A 15,035-nucleotide genomic window follows, 5' to 3' on the forward strand; every position below is an offset into this window, starting at 1 on the left:
GTTTTGAACGCATCCGAGAAATTAGAAAATTAAAAAAGTGCGGAAAAGAAAGCTTTACAATTGTTTTCATTGATCGAGTCGGAATCGATCTCACCGACCGGTTAGTGTTCGCGGATCATTCGATATTGATTGTAAAGAGTATCGTCCGAATCGAAAACGGCTTCGGATAAGGCGAGGATTTCTCCCGATTGAAGGGATACAACGCGAAGCTGAAGCAAAAACGTCTGATCGTTGAACTGAACCGTTCCTAAAAGCAAAAGATCCACTCCCGATAACTTCCCGATTTCCAAACTTTTGTCCGAGAGCACCAGCCCCGATTTTTGAAAACTTTGCTCGTCGATGAGTCGGCCCAGTTGCGATTTTTCCACGAGAATCAGCTTTCCAGGCTCTGACATCTGCGGTAGAAGCTGAGAAGAAATCGTGCTTCCGAGCAGGGTCGGCGCTCCGTTTTCGTTTAATAAAGGTAAGATCGCGAGTTTGAGGGCGTTCTTTTTATCAGGGAAAGAAGCCGCGCGGTTGGTTTGGATTTGTTTTTTCAAAGCGGAAGAAGTTTCTTCCAAAACGGTATTCAACGGTTTTGCCGTGTTGTGTCTCGCGGATCTTCCGTTGCCCGCACAAGCGAAGATCAAAAACGAACTTAGGAATATGATAAAAATAGAATGTTTCATCAGAAGTATTTGACCAAGGTCACCCTGTTTCCCGTTGAATTGAACTTAACTACGTCGAACGTGGAAAGGGCGTAGGCGACTCCTCTTGTTTGAAGGGGAGTGTTATCGTCCGTCTTTGCAAGAGCGTTTCGGACGATTCTCGCGTGATTGAATCCCTTCCCTTCGTCCGTGATTCTGTAACCTACTTTCTGTCTGGAAAGAAAATATTCCACGAGAATTTTTTTGTCCCGATAATACGGATCGTTTTGACGCGCAAGAATGAACTGAAAGTAATTTCCGTTTTTCAAGGACTTTGCCTTGTCTTCGTTCGAAATATTCAGATTTCCGTGTTCGATCGCGTTGATGAGCATTTCCCGAAGACTGGTGCGGATCGAAAGGGTCACGGTCGGGTCCGTAAAGCGCACAAGATTGAACGTCAATCTTTGACTCAACAACTCCGCGTTTTGAAGATAGTTGTTCATGGAAAATACGATTCGTTCCTCGTCCAAAAATCTTCCCATAAGATCCTGATCGGGTTCAAAGGCCCGTCCCAAAATCTCCCTTCCCGATTCGTGTTCGAGAATTTGAAGACGAACCTGCAATTCCTTCGGTTCCTTGAGGTATTTCTGCAGGAAGTCCGCGCGGAAATACACAGGTTTTCCGCTGGAAGACAATTCTTCCATTCGTTCCATCACATACAATTTTTTGAATGCGTCTTCGAGTCCGCCGGTGTTGTACATCAGTTCGAGAAAATTTTTCCCGAGAACGTCCTGCGGCTTGAACCCTAAGAAGGTGGAAATGGATTTGTTGCTTCCCGTAATGATCCCGTTCGCGTCGAGATCGAAGAGAAAATCCTCTTCTCCTTCGTAGAGATTTTTATATTGAACCGCGGATTGTTCGTGTCTTTGTTTGAGCAGATTCAGATTGGCGGCCTGCGTTTCCAGATTCAACGAAAGTTGTTTGATCCGATCGGCGAGACCTAAGGAAAGAAGCACGACTTCGATCGCGGAACCGATCTGCAATCCCCACTGCGTGAAAAAATTATCCGGAAAAATTCCGAACGCCTTCATCGCGTATAAAAAACTTCCTAGGATCAGAACGGACCAAGCAGTTAAGAAGAATCGGGCGGGACGATGTCCCTTCCAGGCGCACTGAAGACTGTTGACCAAAAGCAGAATCAAAACGATCAACAATACGAGAATGCTCGAAATCACGCTGAAGGTATAACTGAAAAACGTAAGCGAGCCGACGCAGCCGAAGGCGCAGATTCCCATGATCGGATAATAGAATTTGTTCGTGATCGGAGTGATTTTCGAGGATTCCAAAAAGGATTTTCCGAAAAGACAAGCCGCCAAAAACGCGGAGAACATAAAGAACGGAAGGCTCACGTTCCCCCATTCGGGGTTGTTCGGCCAGAGAAACTGAAAGGATAAACCGTTCAGGGTCAACTGGAAAAGAATATCAAAAAAAATGAATATACTGTAAAAGAGATAACTTTTGTCGCGAGTAGTCAACAGAAGAAAGAGATTGTATACGAACATGACCAACATCGTTCCGTAATAAAAACCGAGGGTCGTATACTCTTTGGCGGTTTGTTCCAGAAATTCGGTTCTTGAATACGCGAACAAAGGAACCACGATCGAACTCTTGGATTGGATGCGGACGTAATAGTCGTTTTTGGAAAGCGGAGGTTCGCTGAGTTGAAACGGAAAATTCCGGTGTTCTGCGAGCCTGGACGAAAAAGGAAGTTCGTCTCCGGAAATGACCAATGGCAAAGAACCGTTTCGTTCCGAATACAACTGAAGAGAATCGATCAAACTGTATGTGAAAACCAGAACCCAGTTTCGTGTGCCCTTCTCCCGATTGGCGACGGGAACACGGATCCAAATCGCTGCTTCGGAATAACCGAGGCTGTTGTTGAACAAGGGAATGGATTTTCCGGATCGAAAGATTTTCTGAATTTCAGGAAGAGAAAGTTTTCCCGAATGATCCTCGTAATACGTGAGATACGGTTGAAGATCCAAGCCTTCCATGATTACGCTCGGTTCGAATTCGGAAGAGGAGGTTTGTGCGGGAAGGGAAAAAACCCCGGAAACAAACAAAGTCCATCCGAGAAAGACTTTGAAGATCCGGAGTTTGCAGATCACAGAAGACCCTTGAGGACGCGGAATAAGTCTGCGGTGACGATAAAGGTTCCGATGCTGCTTCCGATCTGAGGAAGCATAAACACGAGAAAAATGCGGATCACGTTATTCTTCCAATAACCTTTCCAGTGTTCGGAATCCTGCGCGATTCTTTCGAAGTCTTCCACCAAAGGTTTGCGGAGCCAGGATTCGGATAAGGCCGCAACCCAACCCGGTTTAATCACGGGATTGAAGTTTCCGATCGGAGCGGCTAAAAACGCAAGAACGATCGAAAGAGGATGGGCGAGCGAGATAAGAGCGCCTAACGCGGCCAAGCCTCCTTTCACTAAAATCCAACGAAGAACGAATTCCTGACCTTGTTGTCTTCCTCCGAAATAAAAAACGGTTAGAATCAAACCGAGAAAAATTCCGGGAACCAAAAGCCCCTTCCAACGATCCAAAGCGGTTTTTTGAGGAAGATGGTCGAGATGTGCAATTTCCTTCTCGTCCTGGACGTGGTTCATGATTCCCTGTAAATGCCCCGCGCCAACGACCGCAAAAACCTTTTTCCCGTCTTTGGCGGCGTCGCGGATTCTTTGCGCCAAGTAAGAATCGCGTTCGTCGATGATTACGTTCTTAATGGATTCGTAACGTTTCGGAAGCTGAGAAAACAGATCTTTGAGGACGTCTTCGGATTTCATCTCTTCGATTTTTTCTTCCGAAATATCTTCCTTTACGAAGAGAGAAGTCAAAAGCGCGGAAAGAAGAAACATACGATTGAAAAGCCCGATGTTCCACCAAGCGCGTTTGAGAGTCGTGGAAACTTCGCGGTCGATCGGAACGATCTTCGCGCCGATCTTCTCCCCTTCGGAAATCGCCATTCTCATCTCGTCTCCGGGACGGATGGAACCCTTGCCGAGTTTCTTTTGAAACGCGGAAAGAATCAGACTCGAAAGAAGAAGATACATTTTTCTTTCTTTAAAAACTTTGAATATATCCAGTTTCTTCCAGTGTTCGCTGTCCTTTACGGAACGCATTCTGGAGTTGCAGAGTTCTACGCAGACCGTGTCCGGTTTTTCTTCCCGGATGATTCTTTGTACTTCGTCGATGCTTTTTTGGCTGATATGCGCCGTCCCGAGAATCGTCACGGGAACCTTGCCGAGTTTAAACGTTTCGATCGGTTCCGAGCTGGGAACGTTTTTTTTACGCTCGGGTTTTGTCTTTTCTTTGAGTGATGATTTTGCCATTCCAAATGCAGTGTATGAAACCGAGATCCGAGAGTAAAATGAAATTCTCCCTTTTTTGAAATCGATTTCCGAAGTGGGATTCTCTTCTTTCGGAACGTCTCAAAAAAGTATTGAAGAATTGAAGACGATCCAATAATGTCTCGTTACTTCTTAGAGAACTAGATCTATTTATCACCGGGAATTCTGGACACAATGTTGGCAAAAGGAACGAAAGTAGTCAATGTAGGCATCGCCGATCTGCAAGGGGCGCAATCTCCCGAAATTTTGAGAACCACTTTGGGTTCCTGTATCGGCGTGGTTTTTTACGCTCCGGATAAAAAGATCGGAGCGATGGCGCACTTCATGCTTTCCAAAGATCCGGGCGGAAAAGACTCTCAGAAAAATCCTTATAAATACGCAGAGACCGCCATTCCACTTTTGATTAAGAAGATGAGCGAGATGGGTTGTAATCCCGGCGATTATTCCGTACGTTTATTCGGCGGAGCTTCGATGTTCAAGGGAGTTCAATCCAGCTTTCTGCAAAACATCGGCGAACAGAACATTCTTACCGCAAGAGCCATTTTAGAGCAAAATAAAATCCCTTTGATCGTGGAAGACGTCGGAGGCAACGACGGTAGAACCATCAGCTTGTATTTGGACGACGGCCGTGTCCTTTTAAAAAAGGGCGGGTTTGAAAAGTACCTCTACAAGGTCAGGTAAGAAAAGATGAAAGAAAAAATAGACCAACTCTTTTTAAACGACGCTCAGCTCCCGAGAATTTCATCCGTGGTCACGAAAGTGATGCAGATGGTTCAAAAACAGGACGTGGCGATTCCCGATCTCGCAAAAGAAATTTCGAACGATCCTGGTTTGACGACCGAAGTGATCAAACTTTCCAACTCCGCATACTATCGCGCCGCGAAACCGATCAAAACCGTTCAGGAATCCCTGATGACATTGGGAATCAAAACGGTAAAAGACATCATTCTTCTTACCGCCGCGAGAGGAATCATGAAGAAGGATCTGAAAGGATATCAGGTCGAAGCGGATGACAACTGGATTCATTCTCTCACCGTTGCGGAACTTTCCAAACGAATCTGCGAACAAAAGAAACTCAAAGTCGGTTCCGATCTCGCTTTTACCGGCGGACTTCTGCATAACATCGGTAAGGTGATTCTCGCGGATTTTTTCCCTGCGGTGATCGTAAATCTTAGGGAAGAATTAAAGGCTCATTCTTCTTCTTTTGAAGAACTGGAACGCAAACATTTCGGATATTCCCACGAAGAAGCCGGAGCGAAACTGTTAGCAAAATGGAATTTTCCGAAAGAATTGATTCACGTAGCGGAACATTACAGCAAGCCGGAAAACGAAACCGAATTTCCCGAATTGGTTTCGGTGATTCATGTCGCTCATGCGATCACCATTACTGCCGGTGTCGGAATCGACATCGCGGGATTGTCGAATCCGATTTCCAATAAAGCTTTGCAGATTTTAGGAATTACGGATTCTGACTTGCAGATGTATTATACGGTTCTTCCCGAAATACAGAAACATATCCGTGAGTTAATCCAGGCTTGAAAAAAAACCTCGCTTTGATCGGCCCCAGGGGGGTCGGAAAATCCAAAGTCTCCCGTAAACTTTCCAAACTGACCGGGATGCCTGTCGTTTCCACGGATATGATCGCCGTGTATGAAATCGGAGGAATTTCCATTCCCGACTTCATTCAAAAGAATGATGGAGACTGGAGAGCGTTTCGGGACTTAGAGTTTCGAATATTAGAAAAATTAAAAACTTCCAACGGAATCATCCTGGATTGTGGCGGCGGAATATTATTTGATTTGGATACAAAAGGAAATGAAATCCTCAGCATCCGCAAAATTGAACTTTTAAAATCGATTGCAGTCGTTTTCGGACTTTCTCGATCCACGGAAACTCTCGTGGAAAAGATTCAAAACGATCCGACCCGCCCTCCTTTAAGCGCCGTTACATCCTACCGCAACATTTTGGAAACTCGGCTTCCCCACTACAAAAGCGTTTCCGACTATTACTTAGAAATCGATGATTTGAAAGTCGAAGAGGTTTGTTCCAGAATTCTGCAGAAAATCGAATATTGAATTGACACATTTTAGAAATATTTGGTTCCCTTTTTTCAAAGCTTTTAGAAAAACAATAATAAAACCGTATAAAGGCAACTAACGAGCCCTAAAAACGGGATGAGCAGGGAAGAAAGATGTCAGAATTGGACGTTCCAAAAAAGAACAAACACTCGATCGAAAGACTTACCAAGATTATCCGGCAGAGAAACTACAAGAAAGCTACGGCTTATACTTACCTAAAATACAATTTAGACTTTCTGCATTTTGCGGATAAGCCCGCGGAAAAGATCACTCTCAAGGACTTGAACCGTTATATGGATCACTTAAGGAAGAGAAAGGTCTCTTCCTCCACGATTCAAATCAACGTCAGCTCCTTAAAAATGTTCTTTGAAGACGTGATGAAGATGGATCTGTTCCGCGATTTTCAAAGACCCGTGCGGGAATACAATAATCCGAACGCGATCACTTTTAAAGAGATGCAGAATATTCTAAGAACCGCATCTATCAACGCGAAACACGAATTGATGTGCGGTTTGGTTTATTTCGGAGGCCTTCGTGTGGGGGAATTGATCTCTCTTCGATGGACGCATCTGGATTTAAAACGAAGATCGATTCAGATCAAATCTCCGATTCTTTCCCAATCGAGAACCGTGGAGATTCCGGCGGAGCTAGGAATGTTGATTAAAAAATACGAGAAGGAAGTTTTTACCGTAGCGAACGCCTATCTGTTTCCGGGAAAGACTTCCGGATCGCATACGACTTCGCGTAACGTGGAACGAATCATTTCGGAAATCGGAAGAAGTTCGGGGATTTCCAGTCCGGTCACGGTTTTTACGTTAAGACACAGTCGAGCCTTGCATCTGATCGCGGACGGTTCTTCTCTGAATCACGTAAAGGATTTTCTCGGTCACAAAACCTTGGCGAGTACCGAATCGTATATTCCGGTTAAGAAAAATCTTCGCGCTTCCGTACGGGAAAAATCGAGACAGGACGCTCTGCGAAACATCCGTAAGAAATTTAGAACAGGCTGAGCAAATAACGATTCAAAAAAGAATGAATCGAATCTCCGTTTCCAAATAAAAAAATTAGAGTGAGTTCCCCTACGAACGATTCGATCGATCGATTGTTTGCAAAGCCCTTTTTCTCAATAGAAGCGATTGGATCCGTTCATGTCTTTCTTTCGTAAGAGGCATGAATAAAAAGAGAAAGGATCCGATAAGAAAAAAACTTCCTACAACCGGTCCGAATAGAATCGAAAGCCGAAATCCGAGTTCCGGAATCTGTTCGATCGATCCTTCTTGATATCCGATCGCGCCGAGTAAAATCCCTCCGAGACCGAGTCCCAGCGCCCTTGCGATTTTTGTGGCCATCTTCCAAAGACCGAAAAACCAACCTTCCCGTTTTTCTCCGGTTTTGAGTTCGTCGTAGTCTACGATGTCCGCAACGAGAGAATCGAAAAGCAATACGGCACCCGCAAAAAATCCTCCGAATACGGCGGCGAACAGGATCGGAAAAATCCCTCTTTCCGGGAAGAGAGGATAAACGACCACAGTCATCGATCCTAAGAGAAACACACCCCAGAACGCGGGAGTTTTTTTCCCGAACTTTCCCGCGAGAAACACCCAAAGCAGGATCGAAAGGATCAGACAAAATACGAACGGAAGCAGGATCGCCAAACCGATTTCCGTTTCGGTCAAACGAATTCTATATTTGTAATATAGATTTACGATCGAAGAGTTAAACGTCCTCCCGAAGGTGGCGGTGATAAAGGCGAGTAACAACGGGAGAAAATAACGATTTTTGAATACGCTTGTGATTTGACGGGACCAGGAAAGACTTCTCCGTTTCGAAACCGAATTTTGATTCGGCATCGGGTCGTTCCGATCCCTTCCCCGCGTCGCTATAAACGTCAGGACCGCCGTCGCCGTCAAAATACAGGCGATCGTGATCGAGGTATAGCTCCTCGTGATCAACAGTCTTTCCGTCTCAGTCGAGGTCGGGAAGACGGCGGAATAAACGGAAGGCAAAATCAGAACGAGAATAAATCCGATGTTGCTGAAGAAAAATCTCCAACCGAAAATTCTTGTTCTTTCTCGGGGTTCGAAAGACATTTCTCCGCCGAGAGCGATATGCGGTACAGCAAGAATCGTCATCGACGTGTTTACGAGCAGATAGATTCCCAATAAAAAGAAAAACTTCTCCGTTTGCGTATCCAATGCGGGAGGGGAAAACATGAAAAAAACGGAAAGTCCTAAAAGAATCCCTCCGATCAAAATATACGGTCTCCGTTTACCGAATCTGGATCGACTGTGATCGGAGATATATCCCATCAGCGGATCGGAAACCGCGTCCCATAGAACCGCTACGGCCAGGGCGATGCCGGCTAACGCGGGTTTGAGTCCGATCGCGGTTACGAAAAATTCGAGTAAATAGATTTGAGCGAGAACTTCAACGGCTGTGATTCCGATCTCGGCGGTCGCATATCCCGCCATAACTCGGACGGGAATGGGTTTTGAATTTGGGCGCATCATCGCAATTGCGAACGAAAGTCTATCCTTTGACGTAAGTCGATTGTTTCTTTAAACCTTTGCGTTTGAGCATCGGACCGAGAATTCCCGCCGTTGCAGGAAAAGCGTTTCCGATCTTGGCAAGAATTCCTCTGCTTCCCGGTATCAAAACTTCCAGCGGCTTTTTGGTCAGAACTTTTCCGAGGATAATTCCGGTCACTTGTTCCGCGGTTAGTACCTTATCTCCGGAGAATGTCATGGAAGCTTGTTCGTAATCCTTTTGCAGGTCGAGCATCGGAGTTTTGATCGCGTCGGGGCAAACAACGGTCACGAATACGTTCTTTTCTTTTAGTTCCTGTGCGATCGCGAGTGAAAATCCGCGGACCGCAAACTTGGAAGTGGAATACAAGGAGATTCCCGAGATAGGCGCGACTCCCGCAAGAGAAGCGATGTTTACGATATGCCCGGCGCCCGAGGCCACCATTCTTGTCGCGGCCTCTCTTGTTCCGTACATAACGCCCTTTGCATTGATGTCCATGTGACGATCGATATGAGCCGCAGGAACCTCGTAGATATAACCGGGAAGAAGATAACCGGCAACGTTTAAAAGCGCGTCGATCTTCCCCCATTTTTTATACGCGAGATCCATGACCTTCTTCCAATCGTTCGGCGACGTTACGTCGAGTTTGGAAACAAGGACTCGGTTCTTTTCGTTTTTCCAAGGAGAAGCGAATTTTTTGAGTTCTTTTTCATTGATGTCCGTGATCAAGATCGAATGTCCAGCGGCAAAGGCCTCTTTCGCCAACTCTTTTCCGAGTCCGCCCACACAACCGGTAATCATTAAAATCATAATATTCTATTTCCTTACTATAGATTAAACGACCGGAGAACCGAAAGAAAGTCTTCCGAAACTGAACGTAGGCGCGGTTCCGGGAAAAAGCCAATAGCTCGTCATTTCCGAGGAAGGCATCACGTTGTAGAAATTTGGATTCCGAGAGGACTTTCCCGCCATTTCCTTTTCCTGAACCATGGAGATATATTGTTCCAAGCCGATTTCGAGAGTGTTTCCGTTCAAAATCACTTCCATTCCGGTCGCCTTTGCGTATTTACGAACGCCCGGAATTCTCGAATGCAAAGGAGAATAACTGTCCGCGCTCACTCCGTTTTCGCTCGAAACGAAAATTCCTTCGGGAGTATGAGCCACCAAAGAATGATTTCCCGCGGTATGACCCGGAGTTCGGATGAGCGCAACCCCTTGTCCGAGTTCTACGTCTCCGTCCAAAACGACGATACGATCGCTCGCGACTCCGCCCGTTCCGTTCGGACAATACCAATCCGATTGAGGAGGAAGAAGTCCTTGTACGGAATCCCATTCCTGTTTCATGACAAGAAGTTTCGCGTTCGGGAAATATCCTTTTTCTCCGTTTGCTCCGAGCCATTTGCGGATGTCCTGCGTATGAAGATGATCATACGAAATATAATCCACCTTTTCCGGAGAAATCCCCGCGTCTTCGAGACATTCTTCCACCGTGTTTAAGATCGGTGCGATGATCTTTTTGCCGATGGATTGAAAGGGACCGAAACTTTCTGCGAGCCGTTTAAAGAACGGGGTTTCCGCATTCCCGTCCAAGTCGGAAGGAGAAAACAAAAGCGTTTTGATTCCTTCCGAAGTTTTGTATTGAACGATGAACAATCGATTGAGGATGTGCATGTACGGAGTCGGAAGGCTGTACGCGTTCAAGAGCGCATAACGCGTCGGATATGGAACCCGCACGAGATCGTAGGATCTGTAAAAGACAACCTGCGAACCGGATAACATCTTCTCCCGAAATTTCCGGGAACGTTTTCGAACGTCTTCCAGGCGATCCACAGGATGCGGAAGGTCTCTGGAACCGACAAAGTCCGGAATGGGCTTGATCGAAGAATCCTTTTTCGTTTTGGAAGCGGACGTCGTTTTGTTTGCGGTTGCCTTTGCCATCTTCAATTTCCTCGATTGATCAGTATGATAAGATTCGAATCCTCGCCGATACAAACGATCTTAGAACGGTTTGTAGAGAACGATGTACGAAACGACGAGCCCGAGCAACGGGAAGCCGAACCAGAACACTTTTCCTAGAGAAGGTTTTTTGTAAACCGCGGTCAAAAGTCCGCCGTATGCGAGCCAGATCGCGAACTTTGCGATCACCCAACCCGGCCAAGGCCAAAGAATTCCGAGCCTTGCAAGCATTCCGAATCCGCCTAACAGGATGAAGAACATTCCGATTCCGTGCGTGATTGCCACGATTTTACGATTGGTGAATTCTTTATTTCCTCCGTTGAGAACGTGAAGCGTCACCCCGCCGAGCGCGGTAAAAAGGAGAAGAATTCCGAAGATGTGAACCATTTTATAGACTGTGTAAGAAATCATAAACCAGCGTTTCCTTATTGATCGTCGTATGTTCTCCGATCGAGAACCGCCTGACTAGGCGACCGAGGGCGCAATGTGCCGCTCACGGCAGTCCAATCTTCCGGGGAGAATGGACTTTGGCAACGATTGTTTGTCGAAAGTAGCTGTTCTACGAAGACTTCTTTCTAAAAACATAGGATCTGCAAATGGGTCTCCTCAAATGACAAGAGTCGGCTAAATGGTAATTATAAAATAAAAATCTCGGTTTTTACAAAAGAGCCGCAGTTTTTAAATTAAATTTCTCTTGCATTACTTTCGTTTGTGATTTCTATGGCTATAGAATATCACAAACGAGATATTTTTCAAAGTGAAGATTGATTATTAACAAACGTAACGAATTGAAGAATTTTTTGCTACAAAGTTTCACTGTATTTAGAATCGTCAAGAATTCCTTGATAGACTTTATCGTGAAAAATATCCGCGATTGTGAGCATACTTTTGGGAGATTCGCATGAATTTAAAAGGGAATTTGATTTTATTATGTTTATTTGCGCTAAGCGTTACGGAGATAGCCGCGCAAAATCAGGGAGATGCACCATCACCGGCTCCGTCTTCATCGAAAGAAAGAAACGTTGAAATGTTCTTTAGAGTGACCGATAATAATATCGACTCAGCAACGGCAAAGAATGCAATTCTAACGCAGAATTCTTTGATGTTGAACAAGGCATTCGGTGGAACGAGTTTCATGTCCTTTCCAAGTGCTCAAAATTTTAAGGGCAAGGGTTTCGATTGGGGAATGGGAATTCAGAACGGGATCTATAAAAGTAATATTTTAGTTTCGTACGCTGGTCTAAAAACGGACGGTTTCCAAAATTTTGAATATGAGAAATCAACGTTAGCTCTTGGATCCGGATCAACCGCTAGCCGGATGACTACGACTTTGTTCGACGACTATATTTATGATAACAATAAATTGAGAACCGCTCGGATTGGCTATGTCGGTGAGATTCTTCCATGGCATGCCAATGCGAATAAATTCCTCTCAAATATCGGTTTTAGATTCGGGTTGGAATTGAATGGAAATTCTACTCAGCTTAATTCTACTTATAACATTTATTCTTCCAGTTTTTCCTCGACAGCGAGTTCGGGCGCTACTACAACCTCTCAATTGAGCTCGATAGACTTTTTAACACAAAGAAAAATCGATTATTACGAAGCGTTTGTCAACGGAGTGATCGGATTAAGTTATACTCTTGAACTTAAGGAAAAGCATAGATTCTTTTTTAGCGTTGAACACTTTGAAAGCGTAGCAAATAGCGGGAAATACTCCGAAGAGGTAAAAGCGTTCGTCAACCTGGGCTCTGCATTCGGTTCTTCATCATCAAGCTCTGCAAGTCCTTTGTTAATTCCGTTTACGACAAAAGTAAAGGGCGGCGCTACAACGGAACTCGTCGGAAATCGATTTCAATTCGGGTATACGTATCAGTTTACTGAATTATTTGGTTTAAATCTTTCTTACGGATATTGGGACGCAACGCATACGGTTACCGATTCGAAAGTGAAAGAGACGGCAAATCCGCTCACGTTAATCGGTTCGATGTTTTCGAGCTCGTCTTCTTCGAGTTCGTCAATGAGTTCCGCATTGCTGGGCTTTTATTTTTCGGGAGCGCCTGCGCTCGGACCGTTGCCATCAACTCGTGACGTAAGATCCCAAATTTCGATCGCAGCAACGCTTCGATATTGAGGATAAGAATACGGTTTACTTTTCGAGAAGATGTTGAACTCCGATCCAGTTGCCGGTCGGAGGGGACGCGATGTATTCCTGACAACGCTTGCGGTACAGAATCGAAACGATGTCTTCCGGAAAAACTTTGAGCGCTTGTTCGAAATTGATCAGCGCTTCCTGAAAGTCCGCGACCTTATACAGAATGATTCCTCTCGTAAGCAAAGGAAGGGTCGTGTCTTTCAGTTTACGGATATGAGGCGCGTCGGCTTCGTAAACTTCGTAGATGATGATCGGATCGGTTTTGCCTTTGACGACCACCGAATCGATTTCACGGATCGCAAGACCGTCCGCGATCGTCATCGAAGAGAGCGTGTTCTTTGTGATGAGAATATCCGCGCGATACAGGTTCGTTAAACTTTCCAAACGGGACGCAACGTTGACCGTATCTCCGATCACGGTCGTGTCGAGACGGGAACGGCTTCCCACGGTACCGAGCATCAAGTTCCCCGTGTTGATTCCGATTCCGATCTTCAACCCGCGAAAGTGAGAATCCTTCGCTTCCGCGTTAATCGCCTGCACCTTCTTTTTCATTTCGATCGCAGCGAGAATTGCCTTGTCCGCGGAAGTTTTTCCCTGCAGACTCGGATGCATCGCTTCTCCTTCTCCCGAAAAAAGCGCGAGAATTCCGTCGCCCATAAACTTATCCACAAAACCTTCGTGTTTCTGAATCACCGGTTCCATGCTTGCGAGATAGTCGTTGATAAAACGAAAGTTTTCCTCGGGTGTCATCTGCTCGGAGATCGTGGTGAACGAACGGATGTCCGTGAATAAAACGCTCATTTCTTTTAAAACCGAGTCGCCTAAATTAACTTCCACGGCGGAATCTTTTCCGAGAACGTTCAAAAATTGCACCGGAACAAAACGAAAAAACGCGTTCTTTTGTCTGGCGAGTTCCAACTTCTGTTGACTGAGTTCGATGTTTAAGTCTTCCGATTGACGATACAAGGAAATGAATCGGTTTGCAAGAATCGTCGTCAGCGCGACGACGAACAGAAAATAGGCGAACTGAGTAAAACGGATTCCCGATTGAAAAAAGACCGAATCGATCACGTCGTAGACGGCGATAAAGACCACGGTGAACATGCTCGTCGCCAGAAGAATCGCGTCCTTCTTTCTTAAATAAACCGCCTTGCTCATAAAATAGAGAAGATAAACGAGCGTGGGTAGAATCGAAATCTGCCAAAGACGAAGACTGGTCATCGTATAACGGAATGGTTCCACAAGAGTTGCGATCGCGATCAAAAGACTCAGGACAAGAATTCCGAACAAAACTTTGGAAAACTTCGCTCTTCCGTAAAAATAATCCTGCATAAACAGAAGAAACATCGGCGCCAAAAGGGAAACCGAAGCATATTCAATTCTTGTAATCCAAGTCGTATCGTGAATGACGTCGAAGGCGAGATTGGATCGGGAAAGGGAATATAAGGCCATCGAAACGCTGAAGATTCCAAAGTAAAGATTGTAACGATCCTCCCTTCGTTTCGCGTAGATCAGAAGGTGATACAAACCGAAAAAGATATAAATCGTATTGAGACAAAGATTGACGAGAGTTGAAATCTCGCCGGAAAGTTTTTGTTCGGTCGTGATCGAATAATCTCCGTCGATGTAAAAACCGAGATCCACGTTCTTAGAAAGCGCGGAAGCCGGAACGTCGCCGATCAAACGGAACGTCAGAAGATTCTCCCCCGATTTCAAAAGACTGGAATCCAAAGGAAGACGAAGGCTGCGGATGGTTCTTCGAACCAGCATCTCTTTGCCGGAAGAATCCAGATGAATTTCCCGATCGAGAGAATGGCCGTTCAAATAGATTTCCCAGTTTTCTCCGATGGATTCGAGATATAAGAAAATAGGTTTGTAGATTTTCGTTTTCTGAAAATCTTCCTCGATTTGAAACCGAGTCTGCAAAGTGAATTCTTTCAAACCCGTTCCGATCGGAGTTTCGAAAATTTCGTTGAGAACGATCGGAAACGCAGTGATCGTTTTCACTTTCGGAGAAGAAGCGTCGATTCCTTTGAGATATTCTTTTTGAAAGTTGTCGATCGCGATCCAATTCCCTTTTCTCAGATCGATCGGTTTCCAAGCCTCTTGCGATTCGGAAAAGAGTACGGATGGAATAAGAGCGCAAAAGAAGAATAGAATCGTTTTCAAAGTAGATGGTTTCCGTTTGGGAGAAGAATTGGTTCTCTTGAGAGAAGTATATGGATTAGAAGTTTAGATTGTCTAATTTTCAACATTTTTATTCCAAACGTCGTCCAAATCTTAGA

The 15,035-nt window shown here is 45.2% G+C and carries 13 protein-coding genes; 5 read left to right on the top strand and 8 right to left on the bottom strand.

The genetic code is table 11. The annotated features are described in order from the left end of the window. Positions 1-101 precede the first annotated feature (101 nt). Genes LFX25_RS19130 through LFX25_RS19140 form a run of 3 tightly spaced genes read right to left on the bottom strand, consistent with a single transcriptional unit; the run spans position 102 to position 4,017 of the window. Positions 102-668 carry a CsgG/HfaB family protein gene (locus LFX25_RS19130; protein ID WP_238731849.1) on the bottom strand — a complete coding sequence of 189 codons (567 nt, stop codon included), beginning with the start codon at positions 666-668 and terminating at the stop codon, positions 102-104. Continuing rightward, positions 668-2,794, bottom strand: a complete 2,127-nt coding sequence (locus LFX25_RS19135) for a 7TM diverse intracellular signaling domain-containing protein (RefSeq protein ID WP_406600547.1) — start codon at positions 2,792-2,794, stop codon at positions 668-670. The genes LFX25_RS19130 and LFX25_RS19135 overlap by 1 nt, the downstream gene beginning before the upstream one ends. Further along, positions 2,791-4,017, bottom strand: a complete 1,227-nt coding sequence (locus tag LFX25_RS19140; protein ID WP_238731850.1) for a TraB/GumN family protein — start codon at positions 4,015-4,017, stop codon at positions 2,791-2,793. The genes LFX25_RS19135 and LFX25_RS19140 overlap by 4 nt, the downstream gene beginning before the upstream one ends. Before the next feature lie 192 nt (positions 4,018-4,209). Between LFX25_RS19140 and LFX25_RS19145 the strand changes: the two genes are divergently transcribed. From LFX25_RS19145 to LFX25_RS19160, 4 genes are all read left to right on the top strand, one after another. After that, a complete protein-coding gene (locus LFX25_RS19145) occupies positions 4,210-4,716 on the top strand; it encodes a chemotaxis protein CheD (RefSeq protein WP_135780092.1) in 507 nt (168 codons plus the stop codon). A 6-nt stretch (positions 4,717-4,722) separates the two neighbouring features. Next, a complete protein-coding gene (locus LFX25_RS19150; RefSeq protein ID WP_238731851.1) occupies positions 4,723-5,574 on the top strand; it encodes an HDOD domain-containing protein in 852 nt (283 codons plus the stop codon). Then, on the top strand, positions 5,571-6,110 hold the full coding sequence (locus tag LFX25_RS19155; protein ID WP_238731852.1) for a shikimate kinase: 540 nt from the start codon (positions 5,571-5,573) through the stop codon (positions 6,108-6,110). The genes LFX25_RS19150 and LFX25_RS19155 overlap by 4 nt, the downstream gene beginning before the upstream one ends. Before the next feature lie 116 nt (positions 6,111-6,226). Beyond that, a complete protein-coding gene (locus tag LFX25_RS19160; protein ID WP_238731853.1) occupies positions 6,227-7,123 on the top strand; it encodes a tyrosine-type recombinase/integrase in 897 nt (298 codons plus the stop codon). Between the two features lie 69 nt (positions 7,124-7,192). Here LFX25_RS19160 and LFX25_RS19165 read toward each other — a convergent pair whose 3' ends face one another. The 4 genes from LFX25_RS19165 to LFX25_RS19180 are packed head-to-tail and all read right to left on the bottom strand — an operon-like array spanning position 7,193 to position 11,006. Further along, positions 7,193-8,584: an MFS transporter gene (locus LFX25_RS19165; protein ID WP_238731854.1), complete on the bottom strand. Its 1,392-nt coding sequence runs from the start codon at positions 8,582-8,584 to the stop codon at positions 7,193-7,195. 58 nt (positions 8,585-8,642) lie between these two features. Next, positions 8,643-9,449 (bottom strand): SDR family NAD(P)-dependent oxidoreductase, encoded by an 807-nt coding sequence (locus tag LFX25_RS19170; RefSeq protein ID WP_238731855.1) that lies wholly within the window; start codon positions 9,447-9,449, stop codon positions 8,643-8,645. A 24-nt stretch (positions 9,450-9,473) separates the two neighbouring features. After that, a complete protein-coding gene (locus LFX25_RS19175; RefSeq protein ID WP_238731856.1) occupies positions 9,474-10,577 on the bottom strand; it encodes an MBL fold metallo-hydrolase in 1,104 nt (367 codons plus the stop codon). Between the two features lie 60 nt (positions 10,578-10,637). After that, on the bottom strand, positions 10,638-11,006 hold the full coding sequence (locus LFX25_RS19180) for a hypothetical protein (protein WP_238731857.1): 369 nt from the start codon (positions 11,004-11,006) through the stop codon (positions 10,638-10,640). Positions 11,007-11,496: 490 nt separating this feature from the next. Here LFX25_RS19180 and LFX25_RS19185 point away from each other — a divergent pair, with 490 nt between their 5' ends. Further along, complete coding sequence (locus LFX25_RS19185; RefSeq protein ID WP_238731858.1) at positions 11,497-12,729, top strand: hypothetical protein; 1,233 nt, start codon at positions 11,497-11,499, stop codon at positions 12,727-12,729. 15 nt (positions 12,730-12,744) lie between these two features. Here LFX25_RS19185 and LFX25_RS19190 read toward each other — a convergent pair whose 3' ends face one another. Then, the gene (locus LFX25_RS19190) at positions 12,745-14,919 is read right to left on the bottom strand and encodes an adenylate/guanylate cyclase domain-containing protein (protein WP_238731859.1); all 2,175 of its coding nucleotides are present in this window, start codon (positions 14,917-14,919) and stop codon (positions 12,745-12,747) included. Positions 14,920-15,035: the final 116 nt, after the last annotated feature.

Origin of the sequence: Leptospira sanjuanensis (genome assembly GCF_022267325.1) — a bacterium.
Taxonomy (GTDB): Bacteria; Spirochaetota; Leptospiria; order Leptospirales; family Leptospiraceae; genus Leptospira; species Leptospira sanjuanensis.